Annotated in this window: 16 protein-coding genes and 1 pseudogene; 9 read left to right on the top strand and 8 right to left on the bottom strand. The window is 61.5% G+C overall.

Annotation, left to right across the window (positions count from 1 at the left end; genetic code table 11):
* Positions 1-138: 138 nt before the first annotated feature.
* The 3 genes from NDI72_RS20095 to NDI72_RS20105 all read right to left on the bottom strand — a co-directional run bounded on the left by NDI72_RS20095 (position 139) and on the right by NDI72_RS20105 (position 2529).
* Positions 139-1023 (bottom strand): MBL fold metallo-hydrolase, encoded by an 885-nt coding sequence (locus tag NDI72_RS20095; RefSeq protein WP_113156642.1) that lies wholly within the window; start codon positions 1021-1023, stop codon positions 139-141.
* A gap of 155 nt (positions 1024-1178) precedes the next feature.
* Positions 1179-1499, bottom strand: coding sequence for an ArsR/SmtB family transcription factor (locus NDI72_RS20100; RefSeq protein ID WP_283801597.1), 321 nt, complete (start codon positions 1497-1499; stop codon positions 1179-1181).
* A gap of 301 nt (positions 1500-1800) precedes the next feature.
* Positions 1801-2529, bottom strand: a complete 729-nt coding sequence (locus NDI72_RS20105) for a DeoR/GlpR family DNA-binding transcription regulator (RefSeq protein ID WP_283801598.1) — start codon at positions 2527-2529, stop codon at positions 1801-1803.
* Between the two features lie 75 nt (positions 2530-2604).
* On the opposite strand from NDI72_RS20105, the gene NDI72_RS20110 reads away from it, so the two are divergent.
* From NDI72_RS20110 to NDI72_RS20130, 5 genes are all read left to right on the top strand, one after another.
* Positions 2605-3234 (top strand): TIGR00725 family protein, encoded by a 630-nt coding sequence (locus NDI72_RS20110; protein WP_283801599.1) that lies wholly within the window; start codon positions 2605-2607, stop codon positions 3232-3234.
* 61 nt (positions 3235-3295) lie between these two features.
* The gene (locus tag NDI72_RS20115) at positions 3296-4366 is read left to right on the top strand and encodes an ABC transporter ATP-binding protein (RefSeq protein WP_283801600.1); all 1071 of its coding nucleotides are present in this window, start codon (positions 3296-3298) and stop codon (positions 4364-4366) included.
* Positions 4363-5262, top strand: coding sequence for a carbohydrate ABC transporter permease (locus NDI72_RS20120; protein WP_206549305.1), 900 nt, complete (start codon positions 4363-4365; stop codon positions 5260-5262). Before NDI72_RS20115 ends, NDI72_RS20120 begins: the two co-directional genes overlap by 4 nt.
* Positions 5259-6086: a carbohydrate ABC transporter permease gene (locus NDI72_RS20125; RefSeq protein WP_113156648.1), complete on the top strand. Its 828-nt coding sequence runs from the start codon at positions 5259-5261 to the stop codon at positions 6084-6086. Before NDI72_RS20120 ends, NDI72_RS20125 begins: the two co-directional genes overlap by 4 nt.
* A 70-nt stretch (positions 6087-6156) precedes the next feature.
* Positions 6157-7410: an ABC transporter substrate-binding protein gene (locus NDI72_RS20130; RefSeq protein ID WP_283801601.1), complete on the top strand. Its 1254-nt coding sequence runs from the start codon at positions 6157-6159 to the stop codon at positions 7408-7410.
* A gap of 142 nt (positions 7411-7552) precedes the next feature.
* On the opposite strand, the gene arsH is transcribed toward NDI72_RS20130, so the two are convergent.
* The 5 genes from arsH to NDI72_RS20155 form a co-directional block, all read right to left on the bottom strand.
* The gene (gene arsH, locus NDI72_RS20135; RefSeq protein WP_113156650.1) at positions 7553-8284 is read right to left on the bottom strand and encodes an arsenical resistance protein ArsH; all 732 of its coding nucleotides are present in this window, start codon (positions 8282-8284) and stop codon (positions 7553-7555) included.
* 193 nt (positions 8285-8477) lie between these two features.
* A complete protein-coding gene (locus NDI72_RS20140) occupies positions 8478-9929 on the bottom strand; it encodes an N-acyl-D-amino-acid deacylase family protein (RefSeq protein ID WP_283801602.1) in 1452 nt (483 codons plus the stop codon).
* A 30-nt stretch (positions 9930-9959) separates the two neighbouring features.
* Positions 9960-10493, bottom strand: a complete 534-nt coding sequence (locus tag NDI72_RS20145; protein ID WP_246747111.1) for a TRAP transporter small permease — start codon at positions 10491-10493, stop codon at positions 9960-9962.
* A 15-nt stretch (positions 10494-10508) separates the two neighbouring features.
* Positions 10509-11492, bottom strand: a complete 984-nt coding sequence (locus NDI72_RS20150) for a TRAP transporter substrate-binding protein (RefSeq protein WP_283801603.1) — start codon at positions 11490-11492, stop codon at positions 10509-10511.
* A gap of 30 nt (positions 11493-11522) precedes the next feature.
* On the bottom strand, positions 11523-12806 hold the full coding sequence (locus NDI72_RS20155) for a TRAP transporter large permease (protein ID WP_113156654.1): 1284 nt from the start codon (positions 12804-12806) through the stop codon (positions 11523-11525).
* Positions 12807-12938: 132 nt separating this feature from the next.
* On the opposite strand from NDI72_RS20155, the gene NDI72_RS20160 reads away from it, so the two are divergent.
* The 4 genes and pseudogenes from NDI72_RS20160 to istB all read left to right on the top strand — a co-directional run.
* Entirely contained in the window at positions 12939-13853 is a 915-nt protein-coding gene (locus NDI72_RS20160; RefSeq protein WP_206549310.1) for a LysR family transcriptional regulator, read from the top strand.
* A gap of 167 nt (positions 13854-14020) precedes the next feature.
* Positions 14021-15067: a LacI family DNA-binding transcriptional regulator gene (locus NDI72_RS20165; RefSeq protein ID WP_283801604.1), complete on the top strand. Its 1047-nt coding sequence runs from the start codon at positions 14021-14023 to the stop codon at positions 15065-15067.
* Positions 15068-15494: 427 nt separating this feature from the next.
* Positions 15495-16987 (top strand): annotated as a pseudogene (gene istA / locus NDI72_RS20170) (IS21 family transposase).
* Positions 16984-17625 (top strand): IS21-like element helper ATPase IstB (gene istB, locus NDI72_RS20175; protein WP_283801605.1); only part of this gene is annotated, 642 nt, incomplete at its 3' end. The pseudogene istA and the gene istB, both read left to right, overlap by 4 nt.

A 17625-nucleotide genomic window follows, 5' to 3' on the forward strand; every position in this document is an offset into this window, starting at 1 on the left:
TTGATGTCGACGGTTTGAGGAGTGCTCAGGCCGGGGGAAGTGGCGGGCGGTTCCAGGTGGTGTGCTTCTCCGGGAAGGCGGCCGTTCCGCCCCCTTTCCCTTTTGTCGCTGGGCTCCACCCAGAACTGCAATCCTCCATCAGTCGTCCCAGGCGGCGCCTTCCAGCAGGTTCATCGGAATCTTGAGATAGCGCTGTCCGTTCTTCTCGGGTTCCGGCAGCCGTCCGGCATTGGTGTTGATCTGCAGGGCGTGCAGGATCAGCTTCGGCATGGAAAGCGTCTTGTCGCGCGCGTCCCGTGCGGTGACGAACTCCGATTCAGTCTTGTAGACCGACATATGGATGTTCTTCGCCTTCTGCTCGGCCACGGTCGATTCCCACATGGGCTCTCGCCCGCCCGGCTGATAGTCGTGGCCGGTGAAGATGCGCGTTTCGTCGGGCAGGGCCAGAATGTCCTGGATGGACTTCCAGAGTTCTGTCGCACTGCCGCCGGGAAAGTCCGCGCGGGCCGTGCCGCCATCAGGCATGAACAGTGTGTCGTGAACAAAAGCGGCGTCACCGATCACATAGGTGATCGACGCGAGCGTATGGCCGGGTGAGAACATCACCTTTGCAGGGATGTTGCCGATCTTGAAGGTCTCGCCGTCGGCAAAGAGCTTGTCCCACTGCGAGCCGTCTGCCGGGAAATCGGGCCAGTTGTAGAACCCCTTCCACAGCTTCTGGACCTCTGTCACCTTTTCACCGATTGCGGTCGGCGCTCCGGTTTTGTCCCTGAGATAGGCAGCGGCGGAAAAGTGGTCGGCGTGCGGATGCGTGTCGAGAATCCACTCGATCTCATAGCCCTTGCTGGCAATGAAGTTGAGAATGTTGTCGGCATGTGTGGTCGCTGTCGCCGCCGACTTCTCGTCATAGTCGAGCACGGGATCGATGATGGCGCATTTGCCGGTTTCAGGGTCGGCGACGACATACTGGATCGACCAGGTGCGCGGATCAAAAAAGCCGGTAACTTCGGGCTTGGCTGTCATGGAAACGTCCTCTTGCTCATTCTCGTGATCGACAGGCGGCTGACAGTCGAATGATGCTGTCTGCGTTTCTGTGCGGATGTTGTCTTGTGGTTGATTTGTGCGCTGCTTGTTAGCGGCGCTGGTTGGCTGGTTGGCACGCTTCAGGCGGCGGGGGATCAAGTGTCGGCTGGGCAGTAGTGATTGTAGAGTACGCCCACCACCTCTCGGGCGATATCTCCCTCAATGTGGTACCAGATCGTCTGTCCGTCGCGGCGACCGGCAATGATGCCGTCCCGACGGAGCAGCGCCAGATGCTGCGAAACCGTGGAATCGCGAATGCCGAGGAACTCCGCGAGTTGCCCAACGGATTTCTCCCCGTCGATCAGGCTGCAAAGGATCAAAAGGCGGTGCGGGTTCGACAGCGCCTTCATCAGCTCGCTCGCCTGGTCTACGGCGGTGCGCATTTCGTCCGGGTTGATGGTGGGTTTAATATTCATAAATGCATATATACGTTGATGCGTATATAAAGTCAACATCAATTCCGTTGCGGTCGTTCGGTGGGTCGGAGGTCGATTTTCAGGAGGTGTGTAACGCCAGCGGCGCAATGGCGTTTCGTTGCGCTGCAGGGCGCGCTTTTGCTCAGGGCGGGTCGTTGATTATTGGTGGTGCGGAGCCTCGCCTGATGCGTGAAGGGGGGGCGTTTTTCGCTGAGCGAAGTCGCTCAGCGCTTCCGCAGTGCGGGTTCATACGGGGTTGAGGTGGATTCTCGCGCCCCGGACGGGCTGATGGACAGCGCCCCTATGACGAGGTCCCGTCAACCACTGCATCGAACTCCGAAATCTCGGCAAAAGCGGAGAGCGCCGTGCGGCCGAACTTGCTGGGCGCGGCGATCAGGAGCTTGCGGGAGGCTGCCTTCATGGCGGCCTTTTTGACTGCGATCTTCGACAGGTCGAAATCCATCACGCGCCCCTCGGCATCCACTGCGGAGCACCCGATCAGCGCGAAGTCGAAGCGCAGGGCTGCGAGAGAGAGCATGATTTCCTCTCCGACAAGCGAGCCGTCGCGCCCCTCGACCTTGCGGCCAAGGACATTGACGTCATGCTGCGCGGGGTCGAAAGCGAGGGCGACGCGCATTGAGTTGGTGAATACCCGAAAGCCGGGGCGCTGGTTCAGGACGCTGGCTGTCATTTCGCTCGTCGTGCCAACATCGAAGAAAACACTGGCTCCATCAGAGAGAAGGGCGACGGCAGCCTCTGCAACACGCAATTTGTCGTCCACCGCCATGCTGCGCTTGTGCTGGTGATCCAGGCGCAGGGTTTCGGTGCTGCCGATGACACCTGCGCCGCCGTGAAAGCGCTGAAGCAATCCGGCTTCCGACAGCAGGATGATGTCGCGACGCACCGTCTGCGCCGACACGCCAAACTCTTCGGCCAATCCTTCGATCGTCACAAAGCCGGATGCTTCCGCGCGGGCCAGTATCTCGCTTTGTCGGGTGTTCAGTTGGGCTCGTTGAGCGTCATGCTTCATGTGCTTGTTCAGATGTTCGCTGTAATGTAAGAAAACTTACAATACTGAACATGCGCAAGAAAAGCGAGGCATAAAATGACACAACCGATCTATCGTCTGGCGGACGGGACCGTCTACGGCATCAATGGCCGTCTGGATCCCTGGGACTGGTCCTGGAAGCCGGCAACCGCGCCCGAGGGCGCGCGCGAGGCGACGGCGCGACAGGCCATTGCGCAGCTTGCAGCTACGGCAGCGCGCCGGATTCCCGTGGGCGTCATCGGTCCGCGCGAATGCGATGCGGAAAAGCTGGCGCTGGCCGAGCAGGTCGGGGCGGGTATAGGCGCGCTCGGCCTCACGATGATCTGCGGCGGGCGCACTGGCGTTATGGCCGCAGCAGCAAAGGGTTGCCGCGCTGCCGGAGGTCTTACGGTGGGTTTGTTGCCAGGCCATGACTGGCGCGAGGCCAATGATGATATCATGCTGCCCATTGCAACGGGCTTCAGCGAAGCCCGCAACATGATCATTGCCAAATCCTGTGCTGTTCTTGTTGCGGTCGGTGGCTCCTACGGGACCCTTAGCGAAATCGCCTACGGGCTGCATTTCTCGAAGCCGGTCATCGTCCTTGGAGATGCGCCGGATATCGAGGGAACAGAGCGCGCGAACGGCGCTGACGATGCAATCGAGCGTTTGTCGTCGCACCTCATTGCCAGTGCTATATTGTCATAAAGGTTACATATTGGCCTGATACGTGTAAACTATCTCACATTCGAGAGGGCGACATACACCCATGTCAGCAATACTTGAGTTGCGCGACGTCACGCGACGCTTTGGCGATAAGACCGTGCTGGACGAGGTATCGATCACGATTGCGCAGGGAAGCTTTACCGCGCTTCTCGGCGCTTCCGGATGCGGCAAATCCACCAGTCTGCGCATCATGGCCGGTCTCGACCGGCCGACATCCGGCGAGGTGCTTCTCGGCGGCTCCGATGTGAGCGGTCTGAGCGCCTATGAACGCAACGTCGCCATGGTGTTCCAGTCCTATGCGCTTTATCCGCATCTGACTGTCGCGCAGAACATCGCCCTGCCGCTCATCATGCGGCACCTTTCAACACTGGGGCGCATCCCGTATCTCGGCTCTCTCGCGCCGGGAGCGGCGGAGGCGCGCCGGACCATTCTCTCGAAGGTTGGCGAAGCGGCTGAAAGTCTGGGACTGGCGGAACTGCTGGACCGGAAACCCGGCCAGCTGTCGGGAGGGCAGAAGCAGCGTGTGGCCCTGGGGCGCGCTCTGGTGCGCGATCCTGCACTGTTTCTTCTCGATGAGCCCTTGTCCAACCTCGATGCGCGGCTGCGCATTCGCATGCGTTCCGAGATCAGCGCGCTGCATCGCAGAACCGGCAAGGCGTTCGTCTATGTGACGCATGACCAGACCGAAGCGATGGCCATGGCCGACCAGATCGTGGTGATGATCGGCGGCGATGTCGCACAGGCGGGCGCGCCTCGGGAACTCTATGAGCGCCCGGCAAATCGAGACGTCGCGGCCTTCATCGGACACAACGCCATCAACTTCCTTGAGCCGGGCGACGGGATCGATGTCGACGGGGCCATCGTCGGCCTGCGGCCCGAAGATCTTGCGCCTGCCGCGACGGGCGCCCTGACCGGGCGGCTGGAATCTGCCGAATATCTGGGCTCGGAAATCGTTCTCAGCCTGCGCAGCGCGAAAGGCACAGAGATCCGGGCGATAGCGCCTGCCGATTTCGACGTGCCCGCACCCGGCAGCGAAGTCCGCCTCGGGTACGCGCCGCACAAACTGCACCTGTTTGACGCTGCAACGGGCGTTCGGCGGAGGACAACCCCATGAGGCTGTCAATCGAACGGCGTCAGGCGCTGACCGATCTGTGGCTCGTCGGGCCGGCCACCCTTGCGCTGTTTCTCTTCATCTTCCTGCCAGTGGCCATCGTCGCCGTCCTGTCCTTCACCGACTACCAGTTCGGCGCTGCGAGCTTCAACTGGAGCGGCCTGGACAATTACATCAAGCTCTTTTCCTCCAGCATCGGAAGGCGCGCGGTCACCAACACGCTGATCTATGTGGCGATCGTGATCCCGTTCTCGGTCGGCTTCGGCCTGCTTGTCGCGGCCGGGCTGCATCAGATGTCGAACTGGGCTCCGCGTCTCTCCAACGTGTTGAAGACGGTTTACTTCCTGCCGGTGGCGGCAACGCTGGTCGCCATGTCCGTCGCCTGGCAGATGGTTCTGCACCCCTCGCTCGGGATTGTGAACCAGACGCTGTTCTCGATGGGGCTGCCGACGCCAAACTGGCTCAGCGACCGCGGGCTGGTGCTTTACACACTCTCCATGATCGGCATCTGGCAGAGTGTCGGCTACAACATGGTGCTTTTTCTGGCCGGCCTCGCGGCAATCCCGTCAGAACTCTATGACGCCGCCGAAGTTGACGGTGCGGGGAGCGGGTGGTCGCGCTTCTGGACCGTCACATGGCCGATGCTCGGACCGACGACACTGTTCGTGATGGTCGTAACCGCGACCAATGCGTTCCGCGTGTTTGAAACCGTGGCCACGATGACCAAGGGCGGTCCCGCATTCGCATCGGACACGCTTGTCTATGCGCTTTACCGGGAAGGTTTCGTCTACTTCAAGGCCGGCTACGCCAGCGCCATCACGATGGTGTTTTTCGCCTTCCTGCTCGCGCTCGCCCTCATCCAGTTCCGTTTTGTCGAAAAGCGGGTGCATTACCGATGAACCATCCGATCCGCAGCCGCGTGCTACCTCTCGTTCTCCTGCTCACGGGTGCAGCCGTCATCCTGCTGCCCTTCGTGTGGATGCTGTCACTGGCGTTCAAACCGCGCGACGAGATCTTCACGACGACAATCGAGTTCCTGCCGTCGCAGATCGAATGGAGCAATTTTACCTTTGCGCTCACCGAAACGGACATTCCCCTGTTTCTGTGGAATGGGCTTGTGATGGTGACGGGCATCCTTTTCTTCCAGATCCTGTTCGCCGTTCCGTGCGCCTATGCGCTTGCCCAGCGCAGATTTGCCGGGCGCGGCCTGCTTTTCGGCCTGGTCGTCGCCGCCCTTCTGGTGCCATTCCATGTGACGGCGATCCCGATTTTTCTGGGCTTTGCCCAAATCGGCATTCTGAACACGATGTGGGCGCTGATCCTGCCGTTCATTCAGACCGCGTTCGGCATTTTCCTCTTCCGGCAGTTTTTCGCGCAATTGCCGGCGGATCTGTTTGATGCAGCCCGCGTGGACGGGATGAGCGAGACCGCCATTGTCTGGCGCATTGCTTTCCCCCTGGCCCTGCCGGCCGCGACGGCATTCGCGATCTTCTCGGTCACCGCGCACTGGAACGACCTGTTCTGGCCGCTGATCGCGACGACGGACCCGAATCTGGCCACGCCGCCGCGCGGCATCCTTTATTTTCGCGATCAGGAATCCGGCGACAATGTCGGCCCGCTGATGGCTGCCGCCGTTATCGTCACCGCACCGCTCGTGATCGCTTTCCTATTGGCTCAACGCAAATTCATTCAGGGCATTGCCGCTGGAGGACTGAAGGGTTGAGCCGAGCAATTCCAGAATGTGCCCGGATCCAACCGCGCCGACGACTTCCATCAATCAGGAGTGAAACGACATGAGAAAGACACTACTCGCATCAGTCTTTGCCATAGCCGGCGTGACCGGCGTGCACGCGCAGGAAACCGAGATCCGCGTTCACTACGCGATCCCCACGATCTGGGCCGACACCCAGAAGACGCTGGCCGATGCATTCATGGAGAAGCATCCGGACGTCAAAATCACGCTCGACGGCGCCGCCGAGGGTTACGAAGACGGTGTTCAGCGCCTGCTTCGTGAATCGGTTGCCGGCACAGGCCCGGATGTCGCCTATGTCGGGCTCAACCTCTGGCGCGTTCTGGAAGACCGTGGTCTCGCCCAGCCGCTTGACGGGTTCCTCGGAGACGAGCCGCTCGCGCAGGGCTATACGCCGGCGCTTCTGTCCCTCGGCCGTTTCCAGGATACGCAGTATGCGCTGGCCACCTCGGCCTCGACACTGGTGATGTATGTGAACCCGGTGCTTGTCGAGAAAGCCGGCGGCTCGATGGAGGAATTCTCGGATACGTTCGATGGCGTGATCGAACTGGCCGCCAAGATCAATGCGCTCGACGGTGCAACGGATGGCGTATGGATCGGTCGGCATAACTGGCGTTTCCAGTCGCTGCTTGGTTCCCATGGCGGTCGTCCGATGAACGAGGACGAAAGCGACATCACCTTCGACGGCCCGGAAGGGATCACGGCAGCGGGGCTTTATCAGCGCTTTGCCGATGAAGCGGGCATGAAGTCCTATTCCGAGAACGACGCCCGTCAGGCTTTCCCTGCCGGTACGCTTGGCATCATGTTCGAAAGCTCCTCACTGCAGACGCACTTCACCGAGGGTGCCGGTGACAAGTTCGACCTGACGGTCAAGCCGCTGCCAGTCGCTGCTGAAGACAAATCCAAAGTCTACTTCCCGACCGGCGGCTCGGCCATTGTCATGCTGACCGATGACGAAGCCAAGCAACAGGCTGCCTGGGACTACATGGCCTTCGTGACCGGCCCCGAGGGCCAGAAGATTATCGTGGAGAACACCGGCTACGCGCCGGCCAACGCCAAGGTGATCGAGGACGAAGCCTATCTGGGCGAGTTTTACGCAAGCAACCCCAATGCCCGCGTGGCGCATACCCAGGTCGCAAACTATGCCGGCCCCTGGTACGCGTATCCGGGTGCGGAAGGCGTGGCGGCGACTGATCTGATCGCAGCGTCGCTGGTCGAAGTGACCGAAGGTGCGGACGCTGAAGCAACGACCAAGGATCTCGCCGAGACACTGCGCGACCTCCTTGGCATGAACTAGCCCAAGCTCAATGCCGGCGGGCGGTTTTCTCTACCGTTCGCCGGCGTTTTTCGGGCCCGTGGAGTCGGTCTGTCTTTTGCTTTCTCGCAATCATGCGGTTGTCAGACGCTTCCATCTGACAGCAAGTTGAACAGAGCGGACTTCACAGCGAGCGCTGATTGACCCGTTTCGACACTTCCTCCGCGCTCTCAACGCGTTCGGAATAGCGGTCAGTCAGGTATTCCGTGCGGTCGCGCAGCAGCAGCGTGAACTTCATCAGTTCTTCCATCACATCGACGATGCGATTGTAGTAAGGCGAGGGTTTCATCCGGCCCTCGGCATCGAATTCGTTAAACGCCTTGGCCACAGACGACTGGTTGGGGATGGTAACCATCCGCATCCAGCGACCGAGCACACGCAGCTGGTTTACCGCGTTGAAGCTCTGTGATCCGCCGCAGACCTGCATCACGGCAAGGGTCCGGCCCTGTGTCGGCCTTACGCCACCGAGTGACAGCGGCAGCCAGTCGATCTGCGCCTTCATGATCCCGGTCATTGAGCCATGGCGTTCGGGCGAGCACCAGACTTGTCCCTCCGACCACATCGACAGATCGCGCAGTTCCTTGACCTTTGGATGGTCCGCTGATGTCGCGTCGGGCAATGGCAGGCCCGAAGGATCAAAGATGCGAACCTCCGCTCCCAGCCTGCGCAGAATCCGTGCAGCTTCTTCCGTGGCCAGTCTTGAATAGGAGCGTTCGCGCAGCGAGCCATAAAGCATGAGAATGCGTGGCGGATGCGTCGAAAGGGGCGGCTGGAACAGGGCTTCCGGATCGATTGTCCGAAACTGTTCCTCGTCGAGGTTGGGGAGGTTGTCTATGGGCTGGCTTGGAAGGGTCATTGGCATTCTCACGGGCGCGCAAGGCGGCATCGCCCCTTATTTCGATGATTGTCGAAATATGCGTAACGTCGTGCGAATGCGCAGTCAAGGCCATATGCGGCCAACGGGCCGGCAGGTCCACCATGCCTCCGTTGGCTGAACGGAAGCGTTTGGCCCGTCCAAGCTCCTGAGGGACGGGCCGGTATTTCTGTCGTCAGACCACCATGCACGGGGCGGTCTGTTCGAGCGGGCGGCCGGGGCGGGCGCCGGTTTTCTCGCCATCGACCCAGACTTCGCGTCCGTTGACGAACACCCGGTCGATGCCCACCGCCGGGCGGATTGGCGTCTCGAAGGTTGCGCCCTCGGCGATGGTCTCGGGATCGAAGATGACGAGATCTGCAAAGCCGCCAACGGCGATGCGACCGCGACCGCCAAGCCCGAAGCGGTCGGCTGGCATGGAGGTCATGCGGCGCACTGCCTCTTCCAGCGAGAACAGCGACAGGTCGCGGGCATAGTGACCAAGCACGCGCGGGAATGTGCCCCAGACGCGCGGGTGGGGGTGCTTGCCGCTGGGGATGCCGTCCGAACAGATGATCGTGTGTTCGTAAGACAGGATGCGCTGAACATCGTCTTCGCTCATGATGAAGAAAATGCCGGTCGCGGGCAGAAGCTTCTGCAGCGCGGTGTCGATGTCGGTGTCCCATTCCCCGGCGATGTCGGACAGGTCGCGGCCAGCCATCTGCGGATAGGGCTCGCTTTCAGCTACGATCACGCGGGTCGCCTGCCTGTGCCTGCCGGAATCGAGGATGGTGGATGACGCAATCCACGGTGTGGTGTCGAGGCCCACATCCTGCTTCTGCATGGCATCGTCGATCATTTTAAGCGTGGTGACCGACATGCCGTGGTTGGCGAGCCCGGCGCATTTGTGATGGGAAACATGCACACCGCAGCAGGATTCACGCCCTACGGTGAAGGTCTCTTCAAGCCCCTGAACCACGCGGTCGCCCTCGTCGCGCATGTGGGTGACATAGAGCTTGCCGTGCGCCTGCGTGATCTTCGCCACCTCGATCAGCTCTTCAGTGGTGGAGGCGCGTGCGGGCGGGTAGAAAGGGCCGGTGGAAAGCCCGATTGCGCCTTCGCCCAGCGCACGGTCGAGCTTGCGGCACATTTCTTTCAGCTGCGCCGCATCGGCTGCTTTGTTCAGGTCGGACAGTTCGTTCACGCGCAGCGTGGAGTGCCCGATCAGGCAGGCTGCATTGACCGCTGCCGGTTCCGCCAGAAGCCGGTCGCGATAGGCGGCGTAGGTTTCAAAGCGCAGCGCTTCATCTTCGATGATCATGCGCAGAGGGGCGGGGATCTCGCCCTTCGGCACGAGCGGCGCGATGGAGAAACCGCAATTGCCGTTGATGACGGAGGTGACGCCCTGCGATGTCATGAACTCCATGTCGGGCTGGGTGAGCATCGCGGCATCATGGTGCACATGCGGATCGATGAAGCCGGGCGCTACGACGCGGCCCTTTGCTTCGATCTCGCGTCCGGCGGTCCAGTGTTTCAGGTCGCCGGTGGCGACAATGCGGTCGTCGGACACGGCCACATCACCCTTGCGACGGGGGGCGCCTGTACCGTCGATGATGTCTGCGCCGCGGATGATGAGATCAGCGTGCATGGGAAGGCTCCTGTATTGTTGTGTCGAAGGTCAGGTGGCGTCGCTGTCCGCAGGCGGCACGCCGTCATCGCCGCACCATCGGGCGGCGAGATGAACGAGAATGAAGACGATCATGATTGGAACGGCCACGGCCACCCAGAAGGTGCTGAAGGGCAGTGCGTCGGCCATGGTGCGGCTGTGGCGCAGCAGAAAACCGCGCGCCGGGTTCATGTTGGGACCGTAGAAAACGTACCAGAGGATCGGCAGAAGATAGATCAGAACCACGGCCGACCGCATCAGCGCGGCGGCTAATCCGAGAAGGGCGTTGCGTGAACCTTCCCCGGTGAAGAGCGCCGGATCGAACCGGCGCTTGAACGATATCGTGGCGCCCATGAGGCCGGCCCAGATCATCGCGTATCGGGCCAGCTCCTCTGTATAGGCCGGCGGCTGGTTGAAGACATAGCGCGCCAGGACCTGCAGCATGACGGCCCCCACGAGGATCACCAGCGCCACGCCGGCCATCACTGTGGCCAGACGATCGAGTCCGTTGCTGAAGCGGATGACGGATTTGGCGATGTGTTTCATGGGGGCGGCCATTGCTTAGTCTGCGACGGAGTCGCGGGCTTCGGTCCAGATGCTCAGCTGGTCGTCCGGCAGAGACGTTGCCCAGGTGGCGCGGGCCAGCTCGGCCATCTTTCCGCGTTCGCCTTCGGCAAGCTCGGTGATGGTCACGCCAGCGGCTTCATGCTTTGCGCGCACTTCGCTGGCCCAGTTGTTGACCCAGTCCCTGTTCGCTTTCTGGCCGGCAGCGAGGGCAGCGTCGATCTGGCCCTTTTCCTCATCACCCAGCGATGTGTACCAGTCTTCCGAAATCAGAACGATGCGCGAGGACGGCGTGATGTCGGCGGGCGTGAAGTGCTTCAGAAACTCTGTGTGGCCGGTGCGGATGGCCGAGTTCGGCGGGTTGAAATAGCCATCGGCAACGCCGGTCTGGATGGCGTTTGCCACTTCCGACCAGGAGACGATCGTGCCGGTCGCGCCCAGCGCTTCCTGCAGTGCGATCTGCTCGCTGTTGAGCGCGCGGAAGCGCAGGTCGGACATGTCCTCGACCTTGGCGATCGGCTTCTTGGAATTGTGAATGCCGATGTCCATGCCGATGTAATTGACGTCCACGAAACGCACGCCATTGTCGAGAAGCGGACCGTTCATCTGCTCAAGCATGTCCGTTTCCGAAAGCACGGCGTCGATCTGTTCGCGGTTCTCGAAGAAGAACGGAAGCTGGACGCCCTTCATCAGCGGGGACATGCCGAAACCGGTGGAAAGGGCGGCGAGATTGACCTCCAGAAGTCCCTGGGCAACCTGGTCGAAACGCTCTTTTTCCGAGCCCAGCGTGCCGGACGGGAAAATGGAGACCTCGAATTCGGTACCCTTGAGCGCATCGGCAAAGCCGTGGGCGAAGGCTGCTTCCGGGTTGGTCGCCGTATCGTCGGCGCCGTTCATGGCGATCTTGATGTCAGCGGCCTGTGCAGCGGCGGTCATGAGCGCAAGCGCCGAGATGGCGAGGGCTTTGGGTAAAAACTTCATTTTTTCTCCTCCGTTTTGTTTCGGTTTCCGTCAGGCGAGCCCCAACAGGCGTGGAATGGCCAGAGAAATCTCCGGGAAATAGGTGAGCACCAGCAGCAGCGCGACTTCGGCCAGAAAGAAGGGCAGGGTGGCGCGTATCAGCCGCCAGTAATTCATGCGCACCGTGGTCGCGAGGATCAGCAGAACCCCTCCGAGCGGCGGCGAAAGAAGGCCGGTGGTGATGTTGAAGCAGATCACGATGCCCAGATGTACGGGGTCGACGCCCATGGCGATTGCGACAGGTGCGAAGATCGGGGCGAACAACGCCACGGCGGCCTTCACATCCATCGCCATGCCGGCCACCAGAAAGATCAGGTTGATCAGCATCAGATATTGCAGCGGGCTGAGGTTCCAGTCTTCCACCGTTGCCTTGATGGCCTGCGGCCATTGCAGAAGCGCGGCGATGTAGGAAAAGGTCGAGATCGCGCACAGGATGATGAACAGCCCGCCAAGCATCACCGCCGTGCGTTGCAGGCTTGCGCCCACCTGGCTCCAGGTGAGATTGCCATGGGTGAAACCGACCACCAGAGCCGCAATCACGGCCACCGCTGCCGCTTCAGCCGGCGTCATGAAGCCGAACAGCGTGCCGCCGAGAATGATCACCGGCAGGGTCATGGCGGGCAGGGCCCTCAGGAGCGAGGGGAAGAATGCAGGCACGTCCTCGCCCGGGCCGCCGGGGTGGTTGTCGCGATGGGCGTAATAGGCGTTGATCGCCATCAGAACGCCGGCCAGCAGCAGGCCGGGCAGAATGCCGGCGGCGAAAAGCGCAGTGACGTTCGTCTCCATCAGCGCGCCATAGAAGATCAGGATGGACGACGGCGGGATGATCGGGCCGATGATCGACGATGCGCCGGTGATGGCCGCGGCGTAGTCGAGCGAATAGCCGCGCCGGCGCATCTCGGGCACCAGCGAGTTGCCGAGTGCGGCGGCGTCGGAGACCGCCGAGCCGGATACGCCGGCAAAGAACACCGAAGTCATCACGTTGACATGGCCCAGGCCGCCCTTGAGGCGTCCGAGGAAGGACATGCAGAAATCGATCAGCGCGGTTGCCAGACCGCCACGGTTCATCAAATCGCCCGCGAAGATGAACAGCGGCATGGCCAGAAAGGCGAACACATCGAGCTGGCTGAAAAGCCGCTGGGGCAGCACCGCCATATACATCTGACGGTCGGCCGCAATGAAGGTCAGGATCGCGGAAGCGCCAATGACATAGGCAATGGCGGCGCCGGCCATGAGGCCGAAAACGGTGAATGCGATGATAAGCGGCGCCTGCATGGCTCTTGGGTTCCCCTCCCCGATGGCTCACACAAATCTGGCGAAAGCGCTTGCGTTAGAAAATAGAAAAGTTTTCACTATTCCATAGCATTTCTCTATGGAGTGGCGGAAAAACGTGGAGGCAGCGCGGCCATGAAACCATTGACTTTGCAGCGTTTGCAGGTTTTCTGCGCGGTCTACGAGCGGCAGTCGATTACGGCGGCGGCGCGGCAAATGAACCTGTCGCAACCCACGGTCAGCCGCCATCTGCGTGACCTTGAAGCGGCCATCGGCCTGACGCTTTTCGTGCTCGACAAGGGGCGCGTGATCCCGACCGTCGAGGCGGACGCCATCTACAATGAGAGCCGTTTTCTCTATGACGGGATCAGCCGGCTGGAACAACGCATCGACTCGCTGCGAAAGGGCGTCGGCACGCGCCTTCTGGTGATGTCGGTCGGGCTTTTCGCTCCCTATTTCGTGCCCACCGCGCTTCGCAGGGTGCTGGATGCGATGCCGGGCCTGCGCGTGGCCGTGGATGTGGGGACGGCGCAGCAGCAGGTTCAGGCGATACGTGCGGGCATGGTTGATGTCGGGCTCGTCATCGGCAGGTTTCAGGCTGACGACATATCCACTGAGCCGCTGGGGCGTGGCCGTCTGGTGGTGCTCAGCCCGAAGGACGGGCCGCTGACCCGGCTGGACCGTGTCAGGCTGGAAGATCTGAGTTCCGTGCCAATGCTGGGACTGACCCCGCGCGGTCCCATCGGGCGTGTGCTGAACGAGGCGCTTCTGGAGCGCGGATTGCCTTTCGACAATACGGTGACGGGCAACACACTGGTTTCCGTACCCCATCTCGTTCTGGCAATGCAGCGTTCTGCGGTGGTCGATGAGTTTACCGCCGCCTTTCACGGTCTGGATGGGCTGGTGACGCTGCCGCTGGAGCCCGACCTGCCGCTCGATATCCAGTCGATCTCCATGGGTGCAACGGCGAGCAAAGTGGCCAGCCAGCTCTTCCTGAAGGAAATACGTGGAATGCTCGCAGACTGGCGGGAAGGGAAGATGCAGTTTTAGGAGCGGGGCGCGTCCTGCGCGCTTCGGCGTGGTGTGCTTCACGTCGGTGGATGTCCCCATTGCCCATGATGCTGTGCCGTTGATCAGGCATGGACAGAATCGCCGTGGGAAGGTTCCCACGAGCAAGGGCTCATGCTAATGAAGAAGATGAGGAGGACAGAATCAGAGTGACGGATAACGCCGCTTCCCTGACCATTATCGACATTGCGCGGCTCTCTGGCGTGTCCAAGAGCACAGTGTCCCGTGTGCTGTCCGGGGCGGAGAACGTGTCCGAGGAGGCGCGTCGCAAGGTGACCGAGGCCGTTGAGGCATCCGGCTTTCGGCGCAACGAGCTTGCGCGGTCCCTGCGGTCCGGGCGCACCGGCATGGTCGGCCTTCTGATCCCTGATATTGCCAACCCCTTCTGGGCCGAGGTTGCCCGTGGCGCGCAAGATGCGGCCACGGAAGAGATGGCCTCTGTCCTGATCTTCAATTCCGACTGGGATCCCGAGCGCGAGCGCCGGCATCTCATGGCGCTGACCCAGTCGCGGGTCGATGGCGCGATTGTGAATCCGGTCCAGAACGGGCTTGATGAACTCTCCCGCAGCCAGGTTCCGCTGGTGCTGATCGGCTCGTCGGCCGAACGGTTTCCGGAACTGCCTTCGGTCGGCAGCGATATTACGCAGGGTGTGCAGCTCGGGCTTGAGCAACTTGTTCAGGCCGATCTCGGAATGCCGGCCCTCTTGGTCGGCGATCCGCATCGTACCGCGCGGGAGCGGTTCGTTGGCGCTGTTCGCGAGTTTGGCGCGGCGCAGGGCTGGCCGGTCGAGGGGCTGAGGCTTCAGGACGGTCACTACACCATTGAGGGTGGTCGCGACGCCATGAAGCGGCTGCTTCAGGGCGGTGTGCCGCGCGTTGTTTTCGCGGCCAATGACATGATGGCGCTGGGCGCGCTTCATGCCGTCCGGGAGGCCGGGCTGAACTGCCCGGAGGATGTTGCCATTCTCGGTTTCGATGGAACGCCGGCGGCGGAGGTCTCGATGCCGGGACTCACAACGATCATGAAGCCTTCGCGCGATATTGGCCGGCGGGCATTTGAATTGCTGAGCCGGAAGATCGCTGGTGATGAGGATGTTCCGCACATGTCGCTGCCCTGTTCGCTCGTTGAGCGGGGGACGCTGCCGACAAGAGAAGGGCCGCGCGTCGTTCGCGGGGAGGAGAGGACAGCGACGTGACAAAGCACGACAGGACAGGGGCTTTTTCGCCCGAAATTGGGAACGTTCCCAATAGCGCGCGGCCTCTACAGGCCGGTCTCTATTTTGGGCGATTGGCTGCGCGACAAGCTCGACCCCACCATGCGCAACTAGTGTTTCCATGATCGTGTCGATGTCCTTTTTGCAAGGCCTGTGGGAAACCAATTGCCGTAGCAGTTCGTGGTTTCGATTACGTCCCTTATGCTGAGCCGTATGGGAGAGGCACGCCCTAAATTGATGTCCCGTAGACAGTCTGTGGCCAATTACATCCAACCTTCGCCAAAGCCTGAGAACGGCGGTGGAAAACTAGACCACGGTAGCGGCGGGATTGTCCTGCTGCGGGCGTCGCAAAAGTCGTCCACTTTTTCCCTTTTCTGCTTGGCGCAGGGAGGGACGAGGGATCTACACCGTGGAATTATATCTGAAGGTTCGAGTTGCTTGCGACGGCGGTATGAGCCAGCGCGAAGCGTCGAAGCATTTCGGCATATCGCGCGACACGGTTCGCAAGATGATGACGTATTCGGTTCCTCCCGGCTATCGACGGCGGGCTCCGGTTCGGCGTCCAAAGCTGGAAGCTTTCATCCCAATCATTGACGGATGGCTTGGGCGGATCGGACGGTTCCGCGCAAGCAGCGTCATACGGCCAAGCGGGTGTTCGACCGGCTCCGTGACGAACACGGGTTTGCTGGCGGGTACACGATTATCAAGGACTACATGCGTGATCGGGATCGGCGCGGCCAGGAGATGTTCGTGCCGCTGGCGCATCCTGCCGGGCATGGGCAGGCGGACTTCGGCGAGGCCGTGGTTGTCATCGGCGGCGTCGAGCAGAAGGCGCACTTCTTCGTGCTCGACCTGCCGCACAGCGATGCGTGCTATGTTCGCGCCTATCCTGCAGCCGTAGCAGAGGCATGGGTGGACGGCCATGTCCATGCCTTCGCCTTCTTCGGCGCTGTGCCGCAGTCGATCGTCTACGACAACGACCGCTGCCTGGTGGCAAAGATACTGCCCGACGGCACACGCAAGCGCGCGACACTGTTCAGCGGCTTCCTGTCCCACTACCTGGTCCGGGATCGTTATGGCCGCCCCGGCAAGGGCAATGACAAGGGCAGCGTCGAAGGTCTGGTCGGCTATGCCCGACGCAACTTCATGGTGCCGATCCCGTGCTTTGCGACGTGGGAAGACTTCAATCTGTGGCTTGAGGATCGATGCCGCAAGCGTCAGGGCGACCGGCTGCGTGGCGAGAGCGAGACGATCGGCGAGCGTCTGCAGCGTGACCTTGCGGCCATGCGGGCTCTGCCGGCTTCATCCTTCGATGCCTGCGACCAGGCCGGTGGCCGGGTCTCTTCCCAGGCGCTGGTGCGCTATAGGACCAACGACTACTCCGTTCCGGTCGCATATGGCCATCAAGATGTGTGGATCCGGGGCTATGTCGACGAGGTGGTGATCGGCTGCGGCGGTGAGACGATCGCCCGTCATCCGCGCAGCTATGAACGCGAAGAGGTTGTCTTCGATCCGCTGCATTACCTGCCGCTGATCGAGCAGAAGATCAATGCGCTCGACCAGGCGGCTCCTCTGCAGGGCTGGGAGCTGCCCGAGGCGTTCGCCACACTGCGTCGCCTGATGGAAGCGCGGATGGGCAAGCAGGGCCGGCGCGCCTATGTGCAGGTGTTGCGCCTTCTGGAAAGCTTCGATCTGGCCGATCTGCATGCAGCTGTGAAGCAGGCGCTACACCTGGGTGCCATCAGCTTCGACGCCGTGAAGCACCTCGTCCTGTGCCGAGCGGAACGCAGGCCGCCAAAACTGGACCTCGACATCTATCCCTATCTGCCCAGAGCCACTGTCGAGAAGACGTCAGCCAAGGCCTATATGCGGCTGCTGAACCGCGAGGAGGAACCGGCATGAGCAGCGATGCTCCCGAACTTCTGCTCGCTCATCACCTCAAGGCGCTGAAGCTACCGACCTTCCTGCGCGAGCACCAGAAGCTTGCCCGACAATGTGCGGTCGAGGGTGTGGATCATGTCCGCTACCTTGCGCGGCTCGTCGAACTGGAACTAATCGAGCGGGAACGGCGGATGGTCGAGCGTCGCATCAAGGCTGCAAAGTTCCCGGCAGCGAAAAGCCTCGACAGCTTCGACTTTACCGCCATTCCGAAGCTCAACAAGATGCAGGTACTGGAACTGGCGCGCTGCGAATGGGTCGACAGGCGCGAGAATGTCATCGCGCTCGGACCCAGCGGCACGGGCAAGACCCATGTCGCGATCGGCCTCGGTCTGGCTGCCTGTCAGAAGGGATTGTCCGTTGGCTTCACCACGGCTGCCGCGCTCGTCAGCGAGATGATGGAGGCGCGTGATGAACGTCGTCTTCTGCGCCTCCAGAAGCAGGTGGCCGGCTACAAACTCCTGATCATCGACGAACTGGGCTTCGTTCCCCTGTCGAAAACCGGAGCCGAGTTGCTGTTCGAATTGATCTCACAGCGTTATGAGCGCGGCTCCACGCTGATCACCAGCAATCTGCCCTTCGATGAATGGACCGAGACGTTT

This window comes from Nitratireductor sp. GZWM139 (assembly GCF_030068685.1).
Taxonomy (GTDB): domain Bacteria; phylum Pseudomonadota; class Alphaproteobacteria; order Rhizobiales; family Rhizobiaceae; genus Nitratireductor; species Nitratireductor aquimarinus.